The sequence below is a fragment of the Vibrio sp. 1CM7H genome (assembly GCF_023161645.1).
In the GTDB taxonomy this organism is placed as follows: domain Bacteria; phylum Pseudomonadota; class Gammaproteobacteria; order Enterobacterales; family Vibrionaceae; genus Vibrio; species Vibrio diabolicus.
In genome coordinates this window covers 956,512-978,883 of the sequence record NZ_JALNTV010000001.1, presented here as the reverse complement: position 1 = coordinate 978,883, position 22,372 = coordinate 956,512, and the positions used below count along the sequence as shown (strand labels likewise).

Annotated in this window: 21 protein-coding genes; 16 read left to right on the top strand and 5 right to left on the bottom strand. The window is 41.8% G+C overall.

The annotated features are described in order from the left end of the window. Window positions 1-76: 76 nt before the first annotated feature. Both MSG33_RS04270 and MSG33_RS04265 read right to left on the bottom strand, forming a co-directional pair. Window positions 77-481: a PPC domain-containing DNA-binding protein gene (locus MSG33_RS04270; protein ID WP_020837951.1), complete on the bottom strand. Its 405-nt coding sequence runs from the start codon at window positions 479-481 to the stop codon at window positions 77-79. Window position 482: 1 nt separating this feature from the next. Further along, window positions 483-1,058 (bottom strand): TetR/AcrR family transcriptional regulator, encoded by a 576-nt coding sequence (locus tag MSG33_RS04265; RefSeq protein ID WP_005395660.1) that lies wholly within the window; start codon window positions 1,056-1,058, stop codon window positions 483-485. 145 nt (window positions 1,059-1,203) lie between these two features. Here MSG33_RS04265 and MSG33_RS04260 point away from each other — a divergent pair, with 145 nt between their 5' ends. From MSG33_RS04260 to MSG33_RS04245, 4 genes are all read left to right on the top strand, one after another. Then, window positions 1,204-1,818 carry a glutathione S-transferase gene (locus tag MSG33_RS04260; protein ID WP_012842172.1) on the top strand — a complete coding sequence of 205 codons (615 nt, stop codon included), beginning with the start codon at window positions 1,204-1,206 and terminating at the stop codon, window positions 1,816-1,818. Between the two features lie 213 nt (window positions 1,819-2,031). Further along, window positions 2,032-2,292 carry a hypothetical protein gene (locus tag MSG33_RS04255; RefSeq protein ID WP_005395662.1) on the top strand — a complete coding sequence of 87 codons (261 nt, stop codon included), beginning with the start codon at window positions 2,032-2,034 and terminating at the stop codon, window positions 2,290-2,292. A 29-nt stretch (window positions 2,293-2,321) separates the two neighbouring features. Next, window positions 2,322-3,515 carry a SpoIIE family protein phosphatase gene (locus MSG33_RS04250; RefSeq protein ID WP_248379973.1) on the top strand — a complete coding sequence of 398 codons (1,194 nt, stop codon included), beginning with the start codon at window positions 2,322-2,324 and terminating at the stop codon, window positions 3,513-3,515. Window positions 3,516-3,538: 23 nt separating this feature from the next. After that, on the top strand, window positions 3,539-4,036 hold the full coding sequence (locus tag MSG33_RS04245) for an ATP-binding protein (protein WP_053808346.1): 498 nt from the start codon (window positions 3,539-3,541) through the stop codon (window positions 4,034-4,036). 32 nt (window positions 4,037-4,068) lie between these two features. On the opposite strand, the gene MSG33_RS04240 is transcribed toward MSG33_RS04245, so the two are convergent. The 3 genes from MSG33_RS04240 to MSG33_RS04230 all read right to left on the bottom strand — a co-directional run bounded on the left by MSG33_RS04240 (window position 4,069) and on the right by MSG33_RS04230 (window position 7,210). Beyond that, the gene (locus tag MSG33_RS04240) at window positions 4,069-4,260 is read right to left on the bottom strand and encodes a hypothetical protein (protein WP_012842175.1); all 192 of its coding nucleotides are present in this window, start codon (window positions 4,258-4,260) and stop codon (window positions 4,069-4,071) included. A gap of 34 nt (window positions 4,261-4,294) precedes the next feature. Beyond that, window positions 4,295-4,630: an Hpt domain-containing protein gene (locus MSG33_RS04235; RefSeq protein ID WP_005395669.1), complete on the bottom strand. Its 336-nt coding sequence runs from the start codon at window positions 4,628-4,630 to the stop codon at window positions 4,295-4,297. Between the two features lie 429 nt (window positions 4,631-5,059). Next, entirely contained in the window at window positions 5,060-7,210 is a 2,151-nt protein-coding gene (locus tag MSG33_RS04230; RefSeq protein WP_248379971.1) for a serine/threonine-protein kinase, read from the bottom strand. A gap of 312 nt (window positions 7,211-7,522) precedes the next feature. Between MSG33_RS04230 and tagH the strand changes: the two genes are divergently transcribed. The 12 genes from tagH to MSG33_RS04170 are packed head-to-tail and all read left to right on the top strand — an operon-like array spanning window position 7,523 to window position 22,369. Next, window positions 7,523-8,716, top strand: coding sequence for a type VI secretion system-associated FHA domain protein TagH (gene tagH / locus MSG33_RS04225; RefSeq protein ID WP_248379969.1), 1,194 nt, complete (start codon window positions 7,523-7,525; stop codon window positions 8,714-8,716). An 11-nt stretch (window positions 8,717-8,727) separates the two neighbouring features. Further along, window positions 8,728-9,183, top strand: coding sequence for a type VI secretion system lipoprotein TssJ (tssJ, locus tag MSG33_RS04220; protein WP_005395676.1), 456 nt, complete (start codon window positions 8,728-8,730; stop codon window positions 9,181-9,183). Between the two features lie 21 nt (window positions 9,184-9,204). After that, window positions 9,205-10,530 (top strand): type VI secretion system baseplate subunit TssK, encoded by a 1,326-nt coding sequence (gene tssK / locus MSG33_RS04215; RefSeq protein ID WP_081441242.1) that lies wholly within the window; start codon window positions 9,205-9,207, stop codon window positions 10,528-10,530. A gap of 11 nt (window positions 10,531-10,541) precedes the next feature. Continuing rightward, window positions 10,542-11,834, top strand: a complete 1,293-nt coding sequence (gene tssL / locus MSG33_RS04210) for a type VI secretion system protein TssL, long form (protein ID WP_046875354.1) — start codon at window positions 10,542-10,544, stop codon at window positions 11,832-11,834. A gap of 16 nt (window positions 11,835-11,850) precedes the next feature. Beyond that, window positions 11,851-15,369, top strand: coding sequence for a type VI secretion system membrane subunit TssM (gene tssM, locus MSG33_RS04205; protein ID WP_248379967.1), 3,519 nt, complete (start codon window positions 11,851-11,853; stop codon window positions 15,367-15,369). Beyond that, the gene (gene tagF / locus MSG33_RS04200) at window positions 15,351-16,046 is read left to right on the top strand and encodes a type VI secretion system-associated protein TagF (protein ID WP_248379965.1); all 696 of its coding nucleotides are present in this window, start codon (window positions 15,351-15,353) and stop codon (window positions 16,044-16,046) included. Before tssM ends, tagF begins: the two co-directional genes overlap by 19 nt. A gap of 9 nt (window positions 16,047-16,055) precedes the next feature. Next, a complete protein-coding gene (locus MSG33_RS04195) occupies window positions 16,056-16,850 on the top strand; it encodes a protein phosphatase 2C domain-containing protein (RefSeq protein ID WP_005398381.1) in 795 nt (264 codons plus the stop codon). After that, window positions 16,843-17,961 carry a type VI secretion system protein TssA gene (tssA, locus tag MSG33_RS04190; RefSeq protein WP_145535197.1) on the top strand — a complete coding sequence of 373 codons (1,119 nt, stop codon included), beginning with the start codon at window positions 16,843-16,845 and terminating at the stop codon, window positions 17,959-17,961. Before MSG33_RS04195 ends, tssA begins: the two co-directional genes overlap by 8 nt. A gap of 15 nt (window positions 17,962-17,976) precedes the next feature. Beyond that, on the top strand, window positions 17,977-18,507 hold the full coding sequence (gene tssB, locus MSG33_RS04185; RefSeq protein ID WP_005396385.1) for a type VI secretion system contractile sheath small subunit: 531 nt from the start codon (window positions 17,977-17,979) through the stop codon (window positions 18,505-18,507). After that, window positions 18,507-20,000, top strand: a complete 1,494-nt coding sequence (gene tssC / locus MSG33_RS04180) for a type VI secretion system contractile sheath large subunit (protein WP_248379963.1) — start codon at window positions 18,507-18,509, stop codon at window positions 19,998-20,000. The genes tssB and tssC (MSG33_RS04180) overlap by 1 nt, the downstream gene beginning before the upstream one ends. 52 nt (window positions 20,001-20,052) lie before the next feature. Continuing rightward, on the top strand, window positions 20,053-21,564 hold the full coding sequence (gene tssC / locus MSG33_RS04175) for a type VI secretion system contractile sheath large subunit (RefSeq protein ID WP_248379961.1): 1,512 nt from the start codon (window positions 20,053-20,055) through the stop codon (window positions 21,562-21,564). Between the two features lie 10 nt (window positions 21,565-21,574). After that, window positions 21,575-22,369 (top strand): type VI secretion system accessory protein TagJ, encoded by a 795-nt coding sequence (locus tag MSG33_RS04170; RefSeq protein WP_104973744.1) that lies wholly within the window; start codon window positions 21,575-21,577, stop codon window positions 22,367-22,369. The last annotated feature ends 3 nt before the right edge of the window (window positions 22,370-22,372 follow it).

Genomic DNA, 22,372 nt, shown 5'->3' with positions numbered 1-22,372 from the left:
TATGAGTAAATTCTTAGCGTAAGAGGCAAGCGAATAAAGCTCCAGAGACAGCACAGTATGGCTCTGGAGCTTTTAATTATTTGGAAGGGTTCACTTGTAGTTCGGTATAGCCAGTCGAGTCGTCCATCGCTCTAGTGAACTCAAGTTCTGAGTAAGAATGGATGATCAATTCTGCGGTAGTATCAATCACTGTGCCTTCTAGCAAATGCCCACCCCAAACTCGTCCTTCACGATCAGAGACCGAGATATGAACGTGTTGATGTTCAGGCGTTAAGGTTCCCATCACAGAGACGATTTCAAATGGATTTTGTTTGGTTAACGTACTCTCTGCACCTGCCAAACGAAGGTTGAGCTGAGAAATACAGCCAACGCATGAAGCAATCGAACCCGCTTTGATACCGTGCTTCTCGACCAATTTCGCTAGACTCAGCTTTAAGTCCATGCCTTTGGTAAGACGAACTGCTATCACTTCAATCGACATATTACTTCCTAATTAAAACCAGCAAGCAGGAAAGCGCCGTATCCAAGTCTGCATAACGTTTGGCTTTGCCAAGTACGCGCATACCTTGCATGTTGTTGAGAACGAAACGAGCGAGCTCTTCTGGTTTCAGCGTTTTCGGCACTAAGGTTTCTTTTTGCGCATTGGTCAGCGCATCCGCAATGATGTCGATAAGATGGTCAAACAAAAAATGCCCTTTGCGCAGTACGTCATCGTCTTCGCCAGCGTGCTCAATCAACGCATTTTGAATAAAACACCCACAGTTGCGTTTGCGTTGCAGCTCAGCAAAAGATTTAAGGAACGATTCCAATTCAGGTAAAGACGCGTCGTCTTTTTCCAAATCATTCAGTGACGGTAGCGAGACCTTTTTCAAGTAAGTATCGAGCGCTTCGTAGTAGAGCTGTTGCTTGTCACCATAGGTGTTGTAAAGACTGAAGCGGTTGATGTTCAACTCGTCGGTGAGATCCGATATGGATGTATTAGCGAAACCTTTGCGCCAAAAAACGTCCATAGCGACTAATAGTTTTTCTTCTCGATCGAAGTTGGCTTTTCTTGCCATATGCGTACCTACCTGAGCGGTTTTTCTCAAACCACTCCTAAACTTATTGAACAACTTTTGGGAAATGAAGTTCTTGACTGATCGTTTATAAACTGGCTACAGTATATCCTAACCAATCGGTTAGAAAAAGAAAAAAGGATATAAAATGAAGCTCTACGAAACCGCGATAACTCCAAGTTGTAAGCGAGTTAGCATTTTTTTAAAGGAAATTGGTGGCGATGTTGAACGCATCGCTTTAAATGTGCGTGACGGCGAAAATCTAGCGGAAGATTTCAAGCAAAAAAGCGTCAATGGAAAAGTGCCATTGCTTGAGCTTGAAGATGGCACGACGATTTGTGAGAGCGTCGCAATTTGTCGTTATCTGGATGAAGCGTTTGAAAATAATTTAGCTCTGTTTGGGGCAAACCAACTTGAGCGCGCGCAAGTGGAAATGTGGCATCGCGTGGTGGAGTTTCAAGGTCTGTATGCTGCTTTTCAAGCATTTAGAAACATCACAGCTATCTATGAAGATAGAGAGCGTTGTGTTAAAGAGTGGGGTGAAGAGTCCAAGCAACGCGTGCAAGAGTTTTTACCGTTGTTAGATAAGCGACTTGGTGAAAGCGAGTTCATTGCCGCTGACCATTTTACTATCGTCGATATTACAGGCTTTATTTTGATTGGTTTTGCAATTAAAGGCCTAGAAATCGATGTGCTTACTACTGCACCAAACATTGCGCGTTGGTATGAGCAAGTTTCAGCTCGGCCTGCATTTCTAAGTTGATGTACCAGCAGCGAGTAGATCATTGCTCGCTGCTATTGCCTTTCGAATTCACAAGGATATTCAAATTCTTCAGCTTTTTTCTTATTTTGTCTCCTATCGCCTATAATTGGAAAAACAACCTCAATGGGCTTCAATGCGTTTTAGAGCCTAGCGCTCTTAGTCTGTAGACGTTCTTTTCATAGTGGGAAGTCTATTAATAGACAAGGAGAGGTCATGCGTATTCAAGTTAAAACTATCAATAATGTTCTTATTGCTCTTTTAATGGTTTCGGTCTTTGGTCTCGTCGCGCTGTACCTCAATAACACACAGCAGAATGAACAGATTGAAAAACTGCAAAGTCAGTTAATAGAGAAAGAGCATCAGATATTAATCTCCAATGAGGCGCTTTCTTACACTCGATATCAACACCAGTTATTAGCTGAAGATTATAGTCGTTTTAGAAATGAGCAATCAGTGACTAGTGTTCTGCGTTAGCGTGCCCGACTACCGTCTTAAGGAGGCGAATGAAATCCATTCTTTTGGTCGATGACAGTAAAACAGTACTACTTTATATCAGCAGTGCATTAGAAAAGCAGGGATATGAAGTTATTGCTGTTGAAGACGGACAATCCGCACTTGAAGTGCTGACTTATCGCAAAGATATTCAGTTTGTACTGAGTGACTTAATGATGCCTGGCATTAATGGTATTGAGCTGTGTCGGCAATTAAAATCGCAAGTTAGCGAACGTTACATTTTCTTTGTTTTATTGTCCTCTAGAAATGACCAAAGCTCGATCGTGAAAGGCATCGATGCTGGCGCAGATGACTTTGTGGATAAGAAAACGTCTGTCGAAGAACTTCAAGCGAGAATTCGAGCGGGTTTCCGAACTCTGCAGCTGCACAACAAACTCGTTGATAGAAATAAAGAGTTAGATGCAGCCTATCGAATGATCCATCAAGATTTACAGTATGCTAGTCACCTGATGGAGCAACTACTCCCAGCGGAGTCGTCTATCCAGAACATGCAATTTAGTTACGCCTACAAACCGTGCTCCCAGATTGGTGGTGACATGTTGGGGTATTTTGAGCTTGATGAACAGCATGTCGCATTTTATGTATTCGATGTTTCAGGTCATGGTGTTTCGTCTGCTTTGATGGCTTTTTCTATCCAACAGACGTTATCTCAAAATCTGGGACCTGATTCGATAACCATGGAGCTAAGAGATGGCGACTACTGTATCAGTGAACCAGCAGCCGTTATTGATCGGCTAAACCGACGGTATCAGCAAACTAGGAACAGTCAGCTTTATTTCACCATGGTTTATGCCATTCTTAATACAGAATCAGGACAACTTCGCTATTGTACTGCTGGTCATCCTAAGTTCCTTGTTTGGCGAGCGAGCACCGAAACTATAGAGCTGGCGGGTGAAGACAACTTTATGATTGGCGCTTTGCAGCCGATGGAGTACGTTGGTAATCAAATTATTCTGAGTGAGGGGGATGTAGTATGGCTTTATTCGGATGGTTTGATAGAAGCAAGGCGAGGCGATGCGATGTTTTCAGTACAAAGGTTGGCATCAAGTATAAAAGCTGTTTGTACTTCGCAATTAGAAGTAGAAGTGCAGGCTAGATGTGTCTTTGAACAAGTAAAATCTTGGCAGAACAAAGATGAGTTTGATGATGATGCGAGTCTTTTACAAGTAAGGTGGCGTGGCTGATAGCCTAGGGATAAAGGAAAAGAATGTTCCAGAGCGAGTTTAAACGAACTTACGGTGGATCCCTTACTCGCTCTCGAAGTGCGAGCAAAGAGGTTGCTAAGTTTTTAATGGATAATCAAGTATCGTTAAGTACGGCTCAGTCATTGGAGCTTTGTGTTGTTGAGCTTATGAACAATGCTTACATCCATTCTTACAGCGAAATTGAAGGCAAGCCGATAGACGTGGAATGTAGGATTAGATGCGACCAAATGTCAGATTTCATTGAACTTAGGGTTTCTGACTACGGAGCGTCAATCAATGAAATGACATTCAACCAACATAAAAATAAACAGATTGAGGCTCCTAACTTAATGGATGATGATAGTTGGTCTGCTTCAGGTCGTGGACTGATGTTAGTCGCTCAATTATCTGACCAGTTCAAGTTAGAAAAAGAGATTGGAAAAAACACGTTTGTTTTAGTGAAGAAGAACGGAGAAAAACTAACAACCAAGCAAGATCTATTCACCCCACCTGGTCCCTAGCGTTAATCTGACGGTTACGTTGTATATCATTGTTATTTTGTATTTGTAGTTGGTGCAGGCGACAACAATGCTTCCAACTCTTCTGGTGTCAGTATATCACTGATGTTTAGCATATTGCTCTCATCATCTAACGCCATCTTTGTACGACTAAGCAAGTACCTCTTTTGAGTTGGCGTTAAGTCTTTGAGAGACTCAATCAGCTCCTTGAAATTGCTATTGTTCATTGCCATATTTCCCCCAGTTAAGCCTTAATTTGTTTTATTGCATATTCTTCAAGTAAGCAAAGATTTGTTGATTAATGGCAGCTAGCTCTTTAGTAACTATAGCTATATCTGAGCTATCTGGCTCGTTATCGTTCCTTGTTTCTGCTTCTATTTTTGTGAAAACAATGACAGCGGTTTCTTCACCAAAGCTCTCTAGAATGCCCTTTAGACTGTGAGCCAATAAGTAGAGTTCCGGCCAACATTTGTTTGCGTACAACTCATTGATACGCTGTATGTCATTGGCGTGGTCTTCTAAGTATGTGGAAAAAACGGTGACGATAAGATCTACGTCGTTCTCCATGTATTTATTGAGAACATCAAAATTAATCATGTTTACCTCTGACTAACCGCGAGGTAGAAAAATGTATCGGATAGGAACGTTTAAGTGGGGGGAGTTGAGCGCTGAACGGTGTGCTTATCACTTGAGCTAGACTCATAAAAACAAAGTTATTGTTCGGTACACTTTGACTTATATATAAGTGTCTATGATCTAATCTTTTGTGCAAAGCATTTTGCACTCGTGTCGTGGCAACACAAGTTACGTGATAGTGGGTTCCAAATAAAATGCTGGGTTGGGAACAGTCTTGTCTACCTAGTTTAAAGCAATCATCAAACAAGTAAGCCAAGCGCTCGCCAACTTTGACTATTCCTTCAGTCAAGGTTAACTCTCCTAATCGAGTACAAATACAAGCTAGCAACCTAGTTGCATAATGGCAAGTAGCTTGACGCAAAAAAGGGGCCTTGCGCCCCTTTTGTACAATTAGCTTTGCTTGGAGTCCTGTTCTACCTGCCTCATTAACTCGTTCGCTTTCTTCATTGCGCGCCTTGCGCTTGTGGTCCTTCTCTTATTGAGCAGTATGTCGGAGAAGCGCAGGTATTTATCTGCAGTTTTGAATCTCAAATCGTTAATATCTTGAAAACCGATAGGAAAGTTCTTCGAAAACTGATCAACATCTTTCACTAAGTTATCGAGGTGAGTTGTTGTTCTTGCCTTTTCTAGGCGGTAATAGAAGTTTTCAAATTCCTCTTGGAACAAAATTCGAGCAGCCTCGTCCGGAAATGGTAGAGGATCGTTAGAGTCTAGCGCGGTCTCATACAGTTTCATCTCGAGGACTGCATCTTTCATCGCGTTGCTTATTTTTAAGTTGTTTTGATGCTCTTCAACGTTTGAGAAGAAAGTATTCCCAACCTTAATTAGCGCAACAAGTGCTGCAGCATCTTTATTTTTGAGTGCTTCAGTTAGGTGTTTACCAAAAACATCGCTAGATAATGAGCTTGGTGTAAATGGGTAATCCTGATGAATTTGATTTAACTCATCTTTCAGTTCATAGATGGACTTACTGTCTTCTTCTTTACTGTATCGAGACTTTTCCAGTTGGCTATTGATTTGTCTGGCTATCGAAAGCAATGTGGAGTGCTTGCTTGATTGAATATCTAACGCCAGAACTTCAATTTTATGTGAGTCAGGGTAGTAGGTTTTTGCTTTGTTTAGTACAGACTCGATTTCATCATAATTTGGATAGTTGTTAGCATCAGAATTCAGAACCTGATCAATCTCAGATTCAAACTCACTTAGAAGGTAGCTCTTGTGCTGTCGTAGTAAGCCAGCTTTAATCACCGGGTGTAAGTTTTTCTCACTATTAATCAGTGACAAGCTTTTTTCTGGCGGTGTATCAAGCAACCATTCCTGCCCATTAATCTGATCATTTTGCTTGTTAATAGCTATTTCTAAATCAGAGATGGTTTCTTGTTGTTGTTGATAGCCAAACACGATTCCGGTAACCAATAGTACGCTTGCAGCTACACCGCTAACGATAGGCCAATATCGCAAGTTCAACTTTTGTTTTAACTGCTCTGGGGTAAGGTCTTTGGGGATGATGCCAGTTGAAAACACGCGTGCAAAGATAGGCCACTTAGATGCTGGCATATTAGTAGGTTTCGAGACCTTCATTTTCTTTTTGAGAGCTTCATTAACAGGAGTTCTTGAATAAGGATGCTTGCAACTCAATAACTCGTAAGCAATACAAAATAGCGCAAACATATCGTCGCTTAAGTTTGGCTCTTTACCCGACAACAAGTTGAGCGATGCGTAGTTTGGAGTATAGCCAAGAGTCTCCACATTTTCGGATTTACGTTTAGCTGCGTATTGATCTTGCTTTAATTGATGAGTTTTAGATACACCAAAGTCGAGTAATTTAACATTACCTTCAGACGTTAAAATGACGTTAGCGGGCTTTAAATCGGCATGCACGACACCAAGTGAATGGGCGTAAGACAGCGCGTCAAGTACCTGATTTAGAATCGATAAAGTTGCGTTAAACTTCAGCCCATGTGGCCTAGATCGTTGTATTAAATTCTCTAATGTTTCCCCGTTAATATATTCCATCACTAAGAAATATATTTCGCCATCGACACCAAAATCAAAAACCCTAATAATATTAGGGTGGCTTAATCTTTGTGTTTGCTGAGCTTCACGTATCAACATGCGTGCAGTCTCTGGTTGAGATGCAAACTCTTTTTGTAAAATCTTTAATGCTACGTAAGGGGCTTCTGAACCTGAAGATTCTAATATCTTATCTTTTGCCAAATAAACATCACAAAGTCCGCCATGGCCAAGAACCGACTCGATTTCATATCGATTTTTGACAGTTGTGCCTATTAAATTTTCATTAATAACATCTTTATCATTATTTGATGTGTTATTTTTATTGTTTACTTTCTTATTAACTAACGGAGTGTTTTCTTTTTGAGACAGTTTTGTATTTGTTTCATTTTTATTTTGAACGGAGCCTTCATTGCTAGCAACTTTATTTGATTGAATTGCATTGTCTCGTTTTTGAGTCTTTACAATTTTAGTTTTGTCTCCGCTGTCATTATTATTTATAGAATTGTTTTTATTGCTGTCTTCCATCACAAGAACTCCGTATAAATGATGGGGGAATATATACCTTTCTGCTCAATGAAAAGTCATTATGTTAGAATTTCGCGGCCAAACTAACATTCGTTTTTTTATTGATGAAAGTCTAAGTGTCAAAAATTTGAACTTGGTTGGATAATTAAAATTGTTGAACAATACGTGATTGCTTTGATAAAAAAATGATTCATTATTCCGTGCATGATTTTCAATGGCAGATTTAAGATTTTTATTAATCTTACTGTTAATAAGAAAGTGACTAATAATAAAATTAAAAATAATATTTAGCAGGTCTTTGGCGAGGTTTACATGAAGTTGGTTTTAACCATAACAAGTTTTCACAAATTTACTCCAGAGATAGAGAGTGAGTTTGTGTTTGAATCAAGTGATGAGCATGCCAAGGTTACATTTGGTCGGTCTGAACAATGTGATTGGACACTGCCAGACCCTGAAAGAGTAGTATCTGGAACTCACGGAGAGCTCATCAAGTTTGGTGATAAATACTTGATAAAAGACTTATCAACTAATGGCACGTTTGTTAATAACGCTGTGACACCTGTGGGCCAAGGAAATGAGATTGCACTAAGCGACGACGATACGGTTAGTTTTGGGGATTACCAAATTTCAGTAAGTATTCAAACGAGCACTGAGGCATTCAATAATCAGGAAAGTAACTTTCGTTCCAGTTCAGAACCTGAAGCATTCTCGAGTTCATCTGAAGCAGAGTTTGTAGACCTCGGCCTTAGTGCCAGTGAGCTTTTGAATGAGAGTGTTCCTTCTGACTTTCAATTAGATATTGGATTAGTCGATGATTTCATTGATATCCCCAAACCAGAAAAACAGAGTGTAGATCCTACACCTGTACCGGAAACCCCACGTCAGCTAGAACGTCAGCCAACTCCCAAATTTGATAGTAAAGGGAGCGAGCTTGCGGCGTTCATTAAAGGAGCGGGTATTGATCCAACGATGATTCCCAGCGACAACAGAGAACAATGGTTTGAACAGCTGGGGGAATCATTTTCTTTGATGTTAGTTGGTTTAATGGAAACGCTGCACAATCGTGCGGTATTTAAACAAACAAATCGACTTAGTCATACTGCGTTTCGGAAGTCAGAAAATAATCCTCTGAAGTTCTCTGCGAATTTAGAAGATGCAATTCATAACTTATATAACCGTCAAACTGCAAGTTTCCTAAAGCCAAGTGCAGCCATTAAAGAAGCGTTTAGTGATATAGAAAGTCATGAACAAGCGTTAATGAAAGGTGTTGAGGGTACGGTTTCAAGTGTTATGTCGCTTGTTGAACCTACGTCGATATACTCAGAAGCTTTAGCTAAAGACACGGTTATTAATAAGGTTATTCCAGCAAGGAAATATGCTCAAAGTTGGAAGCGGTTTGAGGATATTCATGAAAAGCTATCCGATGACATTATCAATAAAGAATCTCCATTTTATTTAGAAGATTTCGCTAAACACTATGAGTTAGCATTAAAAAATAAAAGCTAGGAAATAGGGTGATGAAAAGAGTTTATCAGTACATTTTGTTATTAATTTCAATGGTTTTATTTGGATGCTCAGCAGCCAATTTAGTTGTTGACCCATATTCAGATTTAGAAATAACAGCAAATCACAATATTAACCCTGACTCCAATGGTAGGCCATCCCCTGTAGTCGTGTATGTTTTTGAATTAACATCAAATACCCTTTTTGAAAGTCAGGATTTTTTTTCAATTTATGAAGAAAGTGAAAAAGTCTTAGGCCCTGATTTAGTGAATAAATATGAAATATCATTAACTCCAGGTCAGAAAGAAACATATCAGGCAAGTATGTCTCCAAAGACTGAATACTTAGGCATTGTCGCAGCGTTTCGAGATATTGAAAATTCAAATTGGCGACAAGTCATTGAAGTGGATAAGACCGGTTACAACACCTATCAAATTCTGTTAGAAGATCTGTCTTTGGTCGTAAAATAACGTTTAGTTGGCTAATTATAAATGACGCAATACTCCAAGACGGCTTGGTGCGAAGGGATGTTTTTACGTCCCCAGCACTTTCAACAACATGAACGCGCAACCTCTCAAGAATTCAAAGGCTTACATCAGTTTGGTGGGGCTTATAATTGGGGGGTTTGGAAATGTCGAGTAAAAGAACATGCATTAAAAGATGGTCTGATTGAATTAGATCACTTTGAGGCAGTTTTGCCAGATATGACTCTGGTTAATACCTTAACAGCCAGCGATTCGGTTGTGCCTTTATTTATTGATAAAGACGTAGAAAATACGTTAGTAAAAATCACTCTTCCCCTTTCAAATGTCAAAGGTAAAAATGTTTCTGATGTAAGTGAGGCGATCGTTTCTCGTTATGTACTTAAAGACGTTGACGTTATAGATAATCTCACTGGGCAGGATGAAGAAACGATTCAAGTCGCAGCCCTAAACCTGGAACTGAAAGCCAGCAATGACAAATTAGCGGGTTATGTTGAGTTACCGATTTTGAAAATAAAAGAGGTAACGGCAGAAGGCGAAGTAATACTAGACGATTCGTATGTTCCACCGCTTATCAATTTACTTAGCGACAAAGTTATGTCGGCTTACTTGCGTAACGTTATTGCGATGACAAAGATGCGTGCCGACGTTATTGCGCAGCGATTGATTAAGGGCAAAGCCGCCTCTGCATCTGCTGTTGATTTCATCATGCTACAAATGTTGAACAGGTATGAGGCGATGTTAAAGCATTTTAGTGACCTAGACAGGCTACATCCATTGGAATTAGCTACGACCCTGAAAGGTTATATTGGTGAATTAGCTACGTTTTCTGACAAAACCAAGAGGATGCCAAGCTTACTTACATACGATCACTTAGATGTATCAAGTGTTTATAGCGAATTGAATCAAGTTCTGAGTCAATATCTGAGCGTTGTCCTTGATCAAACAGCAAGCAAACTTCCTTTGGAGCCACGACAATATGGAATTCAAGTGACGCCACTTCCAGATAAGCGTTTACTTGAATCATGCCAGTTTGTGCTTGCGGTCAAAGCTGATACGACAACAGATGAAATCAGACGTTTAGTCCCGGCGCAGCTCAAGTTTGGACCAGCGGAGCAGATTCGTGATCTGATCAACAATCAGATTAATGGCATAAACGTAGCGCCATTGAGTGTAGTACCGAGGCAGATCCCTTACCAAACGGGTTATGTCTACTTCGAAGTAGTCAAGAAAGGCCCGTTTTGGATGAGGCTGAAAGACAGTGGTGGTATTGCGCTGCATTTATCGGGGCATTTTCCGAATGCTGACCTTGAGCTGTGGAGTATTAGTCAATAGGTGTGCTCAGTATGGAACAAACGATCGTAAAACCAACACCGGGTGGAAGAGCGCCCGCACCGAAACCACAATCAGAAAAGTCAGCAGATAATACGGTAGTTATCTCAAAAAGTCCTGAATTGGTGAATAACGATTCAGTGGTTGCTTATGGGAACAACCCTTTATTGGCAGAAGCAAATGGTCTTTTATCTATTATTGGTCAAATTCGAGCGACAGCAACTCATTCTGACCCGTTGTTTCTAAAAGAGACGTTGGCACAAAAACTTAGAGATTATGAGAACCGACTACGCCACCACGACGTTGATTTGGACACTATTGATACGGCTCGTTACTGTTTGTGTTGCTCGTTAGATGAAGCGGTGCTCAATACTAATTGGGGGGGGCATTCATTTTGGAGCCATGACTCATTGCTTAGTTCTTTCTATGCCAGCAGCCAAGGTGGGGAGGCGTTCTTTAAGTACCTTGATAAGTGCATGGCGCAACCAGATACAAATTTAGATTTGCTTGAATTGATGTACGTGTGCTTATCGCTTGGGTTTCTCGGCCAATATCGTTTGGAAAAAAACGGACTGGAGTCTCACCGAAAACTGAGAAGGCAGATTATCGCTATTCTTAAGTCTTACGGAAGAGGGATACCTCAAGAGCTAAGCAATAGTATCGAACAACACATTTTGAATGGCTCTAAGGCTTCCGACAGAGCTCCTCTCTGGGTTGTGTGCTCCGTAACGGCTGCATTATTGGTTTGTATATTTATGTATTTTAGCTATGAGCTAAACAAGGCTTCCAACCGCACCTTTTCTCAATTAGTCAATTTGGTTCAACCGCAACAGCTTAACCAAGATACAACGTCAGAATCAAAATCAGCGCCAATTGCAGAAAGGATCTCTATGTATCTGGCAACTGAGATCGGGAAGGGGCTAATCAACGTCGAGCCGTTGCAAGACAGGGTAAGAATTTCGTTAAAGTCGCAAGATCTATTTGAATCAGGTAGTGCTGATGTTGTCGCGTATATCCAACCCGTAATTTCTAAACTCGCTAGAACGTTGGAGTCTACCCAAGGCAAGATCATTGTGACAGGTCATACCGATGATAGGCCAATTTTCACGAGTAAATATCCTTCGAACTGGCATCTATCATTAGCTCGAGCTACTGCTATGTCTGAACAACTTATCTCGAATAGCGCACTAGAAGGTCGAGTCATACCAGAAGGGCTGGGTGATGCAAGACCATTGGTTGAAAACAATAGTGACGAAAACCGAGCTATTAACCGTCGAATTGAAATCGACCTCCTTGTCGCGAATTAATAACAGGTAGATAGAGATGCGTATTAAAGAAATTGGCAGAATATTTACTCAAAGGTGGTTTCTCGGTCTTATCGGTGTCGCTGCTTGTTCAATTTTTATTTGGGTTGTTGGTCCACTTATCACGATAGCGGGATATGAGCCACTAAAGAGCGACTTCCAACGACTCGTCACGATTTTGGTGCTGGTGTTTGTGTGGGCTTTATTCAACGTGACTAAGCAGCACAAGCAAAAAGTTAAAGAAGACGAAAGTATTCAAACGTTACTTGAGGTTGATAGTCAGTCAGATAAAGAAGCGGCGAGTGAAATTGACTTAATGCGCGAGCGTATTGAGCAAGCTGTCAAAGTAGTAACGAAAACACATAAAGGAAAGCGAAGCTTATATGACTTGCCTTGGTATGTGTTGATCGGCCCTCCAGGGACAGGGAAGACAACAGTGTTAAAGCAGTCAGGGCTGGAGTTTCCGTTAGCGGATAGCCTTGGTTCTGACTCTATTGCTGGTGTCGGTGGAACTCGTCATTGTGATTGGTGGTTTGCAAATAAAGCAGTTCTGATTGATACGGCCGGTCGATACACGACACAAGACAGTCAAGAAAAAGTCGACTCTAAAGCATGGCACGGCTTCTTGGGGCTGTTGAAAAAATATAGAACGCAAAGGCCAATTAATGGTGCAATTGTCACAATTAGTTTAGCCAGTGTGATGTCGCAGACAAGAACCGAGCGAAGCCTTCATGCTCGAGCTATCAAGTCGCGCCTTCAAGAACTGAAGAATCAGTTAGGGATGCAATTTCCTATTTACGTACTACTGACCAAAATGGATTTAGTTGCGGGTTTCAATGAGTTCTTCTCTGATCTAAGCAAGGAAGATCGTGAGGAATTGTTCGGTTTCATGTTTCCGCGTGAAGTGGCTGATGAAAGAGGTGTTATTTCTTTATTCAATAAAGAATTTCATGGCATGCTGGAGCGCCTTGATGCGCGAATGCTGAGAATCCTTGAAACTGAAGATGATTTAGAGAAGCGAGCACTTATTTTTGAATTTCCTAAACAGCTAAGGGTATTACAAGCTAACCTTGATGAATTTTTAGCGGAAATATTTGCACAAAATAGTTTTGAAGAGCCAGCCTTGATTCGTGGTGTGTTTATGTTGAGCTCGGTCCAAGAAGGCTTACCAGTCGATAAGTTAATGAATGAATCGACCAATGGACTTGGACTAAATCGCCTCGCTCTAGCAAAGAGCCAAACAGGGGCTCATAGTTATTTCGTGAAGAACTTGTTTGATAAGGTTATTTTCAAGGAACAACTGTTAGGAACGGTTAATCGTCACTATCAAAAGCAGTCAGGGTGGATGCGCCGAGGTGTTTACATTGGCTGTGCTTCTCTACTGCTAGGTGCGTCTGCACTTTGGCTTATGAGCTACAAGTGGAATTCTCAGTTGATTGTCGATACCAATGAGCAAGCCGGCCATATTGAAGCAATGATTGGTGCTGAGAGCCTAGATTTTGAGGCGGATATTATCTCAGCCGTAGAGACATTAAATCGATTGATGACGCTTCCTCTAGGAAAGCAAAGCAACTACGGCGATGCTGATTCCGTAAAAAGGTTTGGTCTTTATCAAGGAGATAAAGTCTCACAGGCGGCAAACAATGCATATTCTGATGCGTTGACCCAATATTACGCTCCCTTGCTTCTTGATAGCTTGGTGACGGAAATGGAAAGTAATAAACAGCATCGAGAGTATTTGTATGAAACGTTGAAAACTTATTTGATGTTATTTAATCCAGACAAATACCAACAAGATGAAGTGTTGGCTTGGTTTAACTTCTATTTTGAACGTCAATATCCGGGTGAACTAAATATAGACTTAAGAAAAGGTCTGTTACAGCACACTCAAAATTTATTAGAGAATGATGGACAAGGCTTTTCTTATAATACTGCTGCCGTGACTAATGCTCGCGAGGTTTTGACACAAATGTCTCTACCAGAACGTGCTTACCAGCGAATGAAGATACAATTTTCGAAGAGTCATGTTCCTTCATTTCGTTTGACTGATGTCTTGGGGCCTAAAGGGCTTGAGCAGTTTGAACGAGCGAGTGGAAAGCCCTTATCACAAGGCATTTCGGGCTTTTATACATACAATGGTTTTCATAGCATTTTTCAGATTCAGATTAACCGTACAGTAAAAAGTCTAATGGAAGAGAACTGGGTTTATGGTGACGATCTTAAGGCTCATGAAATTGATCAAGATAGCGCTATTCAAGGAGTCCAATCTCGATACTATCAAGATTATGTGAATGAATGGAAAACTCTGATCGAAGATATTCAACTTAAGCAGGCTCCGAGCCTAGAGCTTGCAACAGAACAAGCTAGAGTTCTATCTGGAGTTGAAAGGCCAATCGAATCGTTGTTGAGGGCAATCCAAAAAGAAGTTGGTTTGTCGAAAGTATCATTGTCAGAAAATCAGAAGGCCGCTTCTGAAGTCGCTGGTAAGGTTGCCAAAGTTAAATTTTCGAATACGGCAGATAGACTAGACATGTACTTGCCTGAAGAAAATGGTTTCAATGTTGCACTGCCAGGTAAAGAAGTCGAATCTCATTTTTCGGAGATCTTACGTCTCGGCGAACAAGACTTTGATGATATTCAACAAGCTATGGTTAACTTGCGCTCGTACTTAAGCGATTTATCAAGCTCAGGTAATAATCAGAAAATTGCTTACAAAAGTATTTTAGATGGGACCGTTACACAAGATGTGGCTGCTTCCTTTGCTCGCGCTAAAGAACTTTTGCCTAGGCCATTTAATCAATGGCTAGGTGAACTTTCTCAAGAGTCAGTTAAGTTTGCGGAGAGCGGGTCGAAAGATCATCTAAATCAGCTTTGGGTAACGCAAGTGGTGCGCCCTTATCAGCGGACGATTGCGGGTAGATACCCATTCGAGCCAAATGCGAGCAGAGAAGTAAGGCTGAAGGACTTCAAACGTTTCTTTGGTTATGGAGGTACGCTTGACTCATTCTTCCAAGAGTATCTTGAACCGTTTGTCGATACGTCGAAAAGTCGTTGGCGATTAGAAAAGGAAATTGGAGTTCGTCCAGAAACGCTGATGGTCTTTCAAAGAGCGAAGCGTATCAGGCAGTCTTTCTTTGAATCTGATAATTCATTGCGCGTAGAGTTCGGTATGAAACCAGTGTATCTGGATCAGCACATTACTCGGTTTGTTCTAGAGTTAGGTAAGCAAGATTTGGTTTATAAGCATGGACCAGCACGAGCTAAATCCTTGACCTGGCCTGCGGGTCAAGACCAGACTCGAATAGTGTTCACACCACCTGAATCTAAACGTGAGATTGCCCATACTTATGAAGGTGAGTGGGGCATATTCAAACTGCTAGATCAATCACTTAAAGCAAGACCAGAATCACGTAAAGACAACATAGTTATGATTGATTTAAAGGGAAATAAGGTGCAACTAGAGCTTATTCCGTCTAGTGCTATTAATCCGTTTTGGTCAAATGAAATGGAGAGGTTCAGATGTCCACGAACCTTGTAACATCAGCCTGGGGTTATATCGGTAAAATGCCTGCAAAAGGAGACTTTGTGAAAGATGGCTTATCACAAGATTTTTCAGAGCGCTGGCATGACTGGCAGCAGGCTGTTATTGCAGTCAGCAGAGAACAATTGGGTGAAAGTTGGAATGAGCACTTTTTAACCGCGCCTGTGTGGCACTTTGCTCTGGATGTTAGTTACTTAGAAGACTCGACATACATTGGTAGCATGATTCCTAGTGTAGATGCATGCGGTAGATACTTTTTCTTTACTATAGCTCGTGCCGTAAAAGGTGAAGCTGCGCAATATTGGGGGGACAAAGCTTGGACCGAGGACAGTGCATCTCTTGCCCTAGCAGTACTTGAGGACGACTTTGTATTTGATGTTTGGCATAAGAGCATGCAAGAAAAAAACGATTTAGTGGCGAATGTAAAAAGTGAAGTGCGGCCTCTTAAGTTTCGTTATCAAAGCCAAATATCTACGATTTTTCATGACCAAGGTGGAGTAGATCAAAGCGCACTTTTGAATTACCTCATTAAAGAAAAATTGAGTAAGCCATGCTTTTGGTGGACTGAAGGCTCGACTCTAGTTGAACCATGTATGTTTATGACCAGCGGTTTCCCTTCTATTGGTCAATTTTCTGCCATGCTTGATGGCGGTTGGAAAAAGTGGAATTGGTAGGATAGAAGAATGAATTGGAACTATTTTACCTTTGCTAAATCGCACGCAGGAAAAGTACGTCCTTATAACGAGGATGCTCTTTTAGATATGACAGAGCAGCATATTTGGGTTGTAGCCGATGGAATGGGGGGGCATAGTGCTGGCGACATAGCAAGCCAGATGCTAGTGGATAGAATCGCGCGCCATATGCAGGATGTCCCAAATACCAATATCGATGATATCCGGAGTGTGGTTCAAGCCGCGAATTTAGAAATTTATCAATACGCACAAAATCACTTAGACGGTAAAACGATGGGAACAACTCTCGTTTTGTTGTTTATCCAGGACGGGTATTACCACTGTCTTTGGGTCGGTGATAGCCGAATTTACCAGCTTAGAAATGGTCATTTTTCTCAAAAAACACGCGATCATAGTCAAGTTATGGATTTAGTCGATCAAGGGTTATTGGCATTTGAAGATGCTGAGTCACATCCTCTCGCAAATGTTATTACCAGAGCTGTTGGGGTAGATGAGAGTATCACTATTGATCAAGTTTCAGGGCAGTTGGCTGATGGAGACCAATTTCTTCTGTGTAGTGATGGGCTTTCTAAAGAATTAACGAGTGATGAAATTCACCGGACATTGTATGCGGACTCAGTAAATCAAGCAGGATTAGCACTCATGCATTCGGCGTTAGTGAGGGGTGCAAGTGATAACGTTACTTGTGCGTTAGTCAAAGTTCGCCAAGCGCAGACGGAATTTGAAGCAGTAACGAGAGAAGACGCGACGATCCCCGTTTTTCTTAGAGGGAGGTCTTATGAATAGTGAGATGTTCGATTGGTATGAACAAGCGTTGGCTCCTATATCTCAAGAGAATCCCACAGGTGTTGATCCTAGAGAAGATGTCTCGCCACAGTCCGCTTATTACCGATTAAAAGATCAGCGTATGGCTGCGCGAAATGCAGAGCGCAATGCGCTTATAGAAGAAGAAAGCATTTATACCCACAGTAACTTATGGCGTGTATTTATTGAGGAAGTACCAGAGATACTTACGAATCAGTCTAAAGATTTGGAATTTGTTGCTTGGCTTATAGAAGCCCTAACTCGATTGCATGGTTTTCGTGGTATGGGCGTTGGGTACAAACTCGCAACCGAGTTCATCGAGAAGTTTTGGGATGCTCTCTATCCAATGCCTGATGAGGATGGCATTGAAACAAGAATATCGGCGATTACTGGCCTCAATGGTATCGATAGCGAAGGAACACTTATTTTCCCTATTGCTTGTATCCCGCTTACTGACGTAGGCGTTGAGCAAGCGTATGCCTACTGGGAATATCAGCAAGCTATTGAGTTGGAGCGTTTAGATGAAGATAAGCGCCGAAATCGAGTCGATCTTGGCGCTACAGAGCTATCTGATATTACAACTACAGTTAAATCTACCTCTGATGCCTTTTATCGTGAGCTAATCGCTGATCTGGAGTTCGCTACAGAGTCATTTAATGAATTCAGTCAGCGATTAGATGAAGCGGTAGGTGATGTTACTCCTAGCTCTTATATATCAAAAAGGCTTGAATCAATACACTCGGCATTAAAGCATCTCCTTGGAGAGCGTTTTAATCAACCACAAGCTGTGTTTGAAGAACTGGAGGAGGTGGATGAATCTTCTTCTTCGGAACAACAAGTGAGTTCACAAAGTTCTGATGCACTATTAGCGACAAACATGAAATCACGAGAGCAGGCGATTAGACAATTGCAGCAAGTGGCTGATTTCTTCAGAGAGAGTGAGCCTCACTCACCAGTTTCTTACTCCATCGAACAGATCATTCGTTGGTGTGGAATGCCTCTGCCGGAGTTACTGGCGGAACTTATCTCCGACGGAGATGCAAAGAAAAGCTACTTCCGTTTGGTTGGCATAGCAGAACAAAATGAAAATTAATAAAGGGAGAATGGTATGACGAGTATCCACTCGAAACTGTCACGAGTACGGAAGCCTCGTGTCCACATTACCTATGATGTTGAAACTGAAGGTACAACTCTTAAGAAAGAGCTACCTTTTGTTGTAGGTGTAATGGGTGACTTCGCTGGTCAAAACACTGAAGCGTTGAAGCCATTGAAAGACCGCCGTTTTATTCAGATCGATCGAGACAACTTCGATGATGTGCTCAAAAAGATGAACCCATCGGTTAAGTTCAAAGTTGCGAACAAGCTTGCGAACGACGATTCACAGTTTGAGGTGGATTTGAACTTTAAATCAATGCAAGACTTTGAGCCCGCTGCGATCGTAAATCAAGTTGATCCACTGCGCCAACTGATGGAAACGCGTAATAAACTGCGTGATTTGATGACAAAAGTTGACCGTTCTGAAGAGCTTGAAAACATCTTAGAGGATGTTTTGAACAACACAGACAATCTGGCAAAACTTGCGGGCGAGTTAGATCTTGGCAAGAAAGCGAAGTCAGACAGTACTGAAGGAGCTGAATAATGACGACTGAAGCTGAAAAGCAGTTAGATCCAACTGTTAATGAACAAACAACTTCATTTTTAGATCAAGCTATTAGTGCAACTAAGCAGACAGAAGCCTCTCGTGCTGAAGAGCTAATTAAAACGCTCACTGAAGAAGCGATGAAAGGGACGGTTACTTGGAACAAAAACCTAACGGTAACTTTTCGTGAAGCGATTAATTTACTTGATAAACAGATTTCTGATCAGTTGTCTGAAGTAATGCATCATCCTGAATTACAGAAACTTGAAGGTTCTTGGCGTGGTTTAAATTATCTAGTGATGAACTCAGAGACGAGCTCTACTCTGAAAATTCGCATGATGAGTATGACTAAGAAAGAGTTACATAAAGACTTGAGTAAAGCGGTTGAATTTGACCAAAGCCAGATCTTTAAGAAAGTTTACGAATCTGAGTTTGGCAGTGCAGGTGGTGAACCTTATGGTGCATTAATTGGTGACTATGAGTTTACCAACCACCCAGAGGATATTGAGTCGCTGCGCCTAATGTCAAATGTAGCCGCTTCAGGCTTCTCCCCATTCTTGTCCGCGGCCTCACCAGCACTATTTGGCTTTGATGAGTGGACTGAACTGTCAAAACCACGCGATCTAGACAAGGTCTTTGAGTCGCTAGAATACGCTCAATGGCGTTCGTTCCGTGAGAGTGCTGATTCACGTTTTGTTAGTCTGACTATGCCGAAAGTTCTGGCTCGTTTGCCATACGGACAAGCCACTGCTCCAGTTGAGGAATTTGGATTTGAAGAGTTCGAAGTAGATGCAGTGTCAGGTATTGCTGTCAATGCTGAGCATAATGACTACTGTTGGATGAACTCTTCGTATGTTCTTGGTGTTAAGTTAACAGACGCCTTCTCAAAATATGGATTCTGTACAGCTATCCGTGGTGCAGAAGGTGGTGGTCGAGTGGATAATTTGCCAACACATTTCTTCATGAGTGATGATGGCGATCCTGATATGAAGTGTCCAACAGAGATTGGTATTACCGACCGACGTGAGGCAGAGCTGGGTAAACTTGGTTTCTTACCGCTTTGTCACTACAAAAACACCAACTATGCGGTGTTCTTTGGTGCGCAAACCTGTCAAAAACCGGCGAACCACGAATCTCCAGAAGCAACGGCTAATGCGGCGATTTCAGCACGTCTACCTTACATGATGGCGACATCTCGTTTTGCGCATTATTTGAAGGTAATGGCTCGAGATAAAATCGGTAGCTTTATGGAAGCAGAAGACGTTGAGTCTTGGTTGAACCGCTGGATTCTAGGCTATGTAAATGCTTCAGAGGGTGGTGGTCAAGAGATCCGAGCGAAATACCCTCTAGCAGATGCTCGTGTCCAGGTTAAGGAAATCCCTGGCGCACCAGGTTCTTACAATGCTGTAGCATGGCTTAAGCCTTGGCTGCAAATGGAAGAATTGACGACATCTTTGCGACTTGTTGCAAAGATCCCTCAGTCGGGTGGATAAGAAATGAATTGGCTGGTCGTAAGGCCAGCCATACCAAATCGTTATGTTCTAGATGGAAATAGCAGTGTCACTTAACTTTCGCGATCCCAGTAAGCTAAAGCATGAATTCAGCACAGGAGGCCATGCTGAGCTTGATAGCCCGTGGTTGACTCGATTCAATGAATCTTCTGATCTTGTAGAGGCAGCTCGAATTTGGCTAGAAGGTACGCGTTCAAGAGATTTGGACAGTTTTCGTCATAGTGTGATGAACACGATAAACCGAATTGATGAGCTATTAGAATCTCAATTAAACGAAATAATACATCATCCTGAGTTTCAACAACTCGAAAGAGGTTGGATCGGCGTGAGGTATTTATGCGAACAGGTCGACACTCGCTCATCAGACTCCGTCAAAGTCAAGGTGTTGGCGGCAACATGGAATGAAGTCAGTAAAGATGCACTAAAAGCCATCGAGTTTGACCAATCAGCACTATTTAAGCTGCTCTATCAAAATGAATATGGCATGGCCGGGGGAGAACCCTTTGGCGTGGTAGTTGGCGATTATCAACTTCGTTGTGATGCGAGTAAAAATTATTTTGATAGAGATCTGTCTGTGCTCAGCAAGATCTCTCAGTCTGCAGCGGCAGCATTCAGCCCGTTCATTATGTCAGCATCGCCGGAGATGTTTGGTGTTGACAGTTTTTCACAGCTTTCTGCGATAAGAGATATTGCGGCCCAATTTGAACAGGCAGATTACGCAAAATGGCGCAGTTTGAGAGACAACGATGATACCAAATTTATTGGCCTGACTGCGCCGAATGTTTTATTCCGTCAGCCATATAAAAGTGATGGTTCACGCAACGATCAGTTCGACTTTCAAGAGCATGTCTACGACTCTAATCGCGATTTGCTATGGGGGAGTAGCGCGTATTGTTTTGCGGCCGTATCAATTAGAGCGTTTCAGGAGCATGGGTGGTTTACGCACATGCGAGGCATTAAGCAAGGGGATTATAGTCAGGGTATTATCGTTGCTCCTACTAAGAACAAAATGCGTGTTAATGGCAAGAATGACCGTGAAAGATGTCCTTTAAACTTAAAGATCTCTGAGAGAAAAGAACAAGAGTTGTCTGAATGCGGTTTCATTTCTATTTCTCCTGTACCTGAAACCGATATGGTAGGGATGACCTCGAATGTATCTCTCTACAAGCCTAAGCAATATGCAGAAAAACACATTTCAACGAATGCAAAGCTCACGTCGATGTTGCAATACACGTTGTGTGTGTCGCGAGTCGCACATTATCTCAAGGTTATGGGGCGTGACAAGATTGGTGGGTATCAAGATGCAGAAAGCCTAGAGCGGGACTTTCAACGATGGTTGCATCAGTACACTACCGCGTCGGATGAAGCATCTGATGAACTTAGGGCGAAGTACCCCTTAAATGAAGCGAAAATTACGGTTCGAGAGAAAAGAGAAACTCCAGGACACTATTACTCTGTCATCCATTTGCGACCGCACTTCCAGCTCGATCAAATGGTATCTAGCATTAAATTAATTACTGAATTATCACCAGAGCACTTGGTGTAAGGAAATAACAATGACCCAATGGAAAAATGCTTTGTCCCAAGGCCAATTGCAACAAGCTCTAGAGCTATTAATTGATGAAATTAAAGCGGCGCCTAAAGATGCAAGCTTGAGAAGCTCGTTCATTGAGCTGCTTTGCATTGATGGAGACTTCGAGCGTGCGGATGAGCAACTTATGCAATCGATCAAATTGTTTCCTGAGTATCTACCTGGTGCAAGTCAGTTGCGACATTTAGTGAAAGCGGCCCAGGCTAGAAAAGATTTTATCGACGGTGCGGCTAGTGCCAAGGTATTAGGTGACGAGGAATTCACTAAAGAGCTTGTTCGCTTTAACCTCGCTCTCAAAAATCAAGACTATGCAGAAGCGTCACACCTAGCGCATAGCATTGAAGAGCATCGTACTATTAAAGGCTTTAACATAAACGGTACAAACTATGAAGATGCTAGGGATATTGATGATCGTTTAGGTGGTTACATTGAACTGTTTTCCACCGCGGGTAACTATTTTCTTGTTCCAATTTCTAGCATTCAAGCGCTAGAAATAAAAGCACCTACCTCTTTATTAGAAAGTATTTGGCGACCTGTAGAGTTTGATATTGACGGACTTGGCGAAGGAGAAGGCCATATGCCATTGACCTATGTTGACTCAGAAACTGACGCACAAAAGCTAGGTCGAGAAACAGATTGGAAACAGCTTGGTGAGCAAGAATCCTTCGTGGGTTTAGGCCAAAAATGTTGGCTAGTTGGTGATTCAGCCCTCCCAATCTGTGACTTGATTACATTGTTAGAGTCGAAACAAATAGCGTAACAA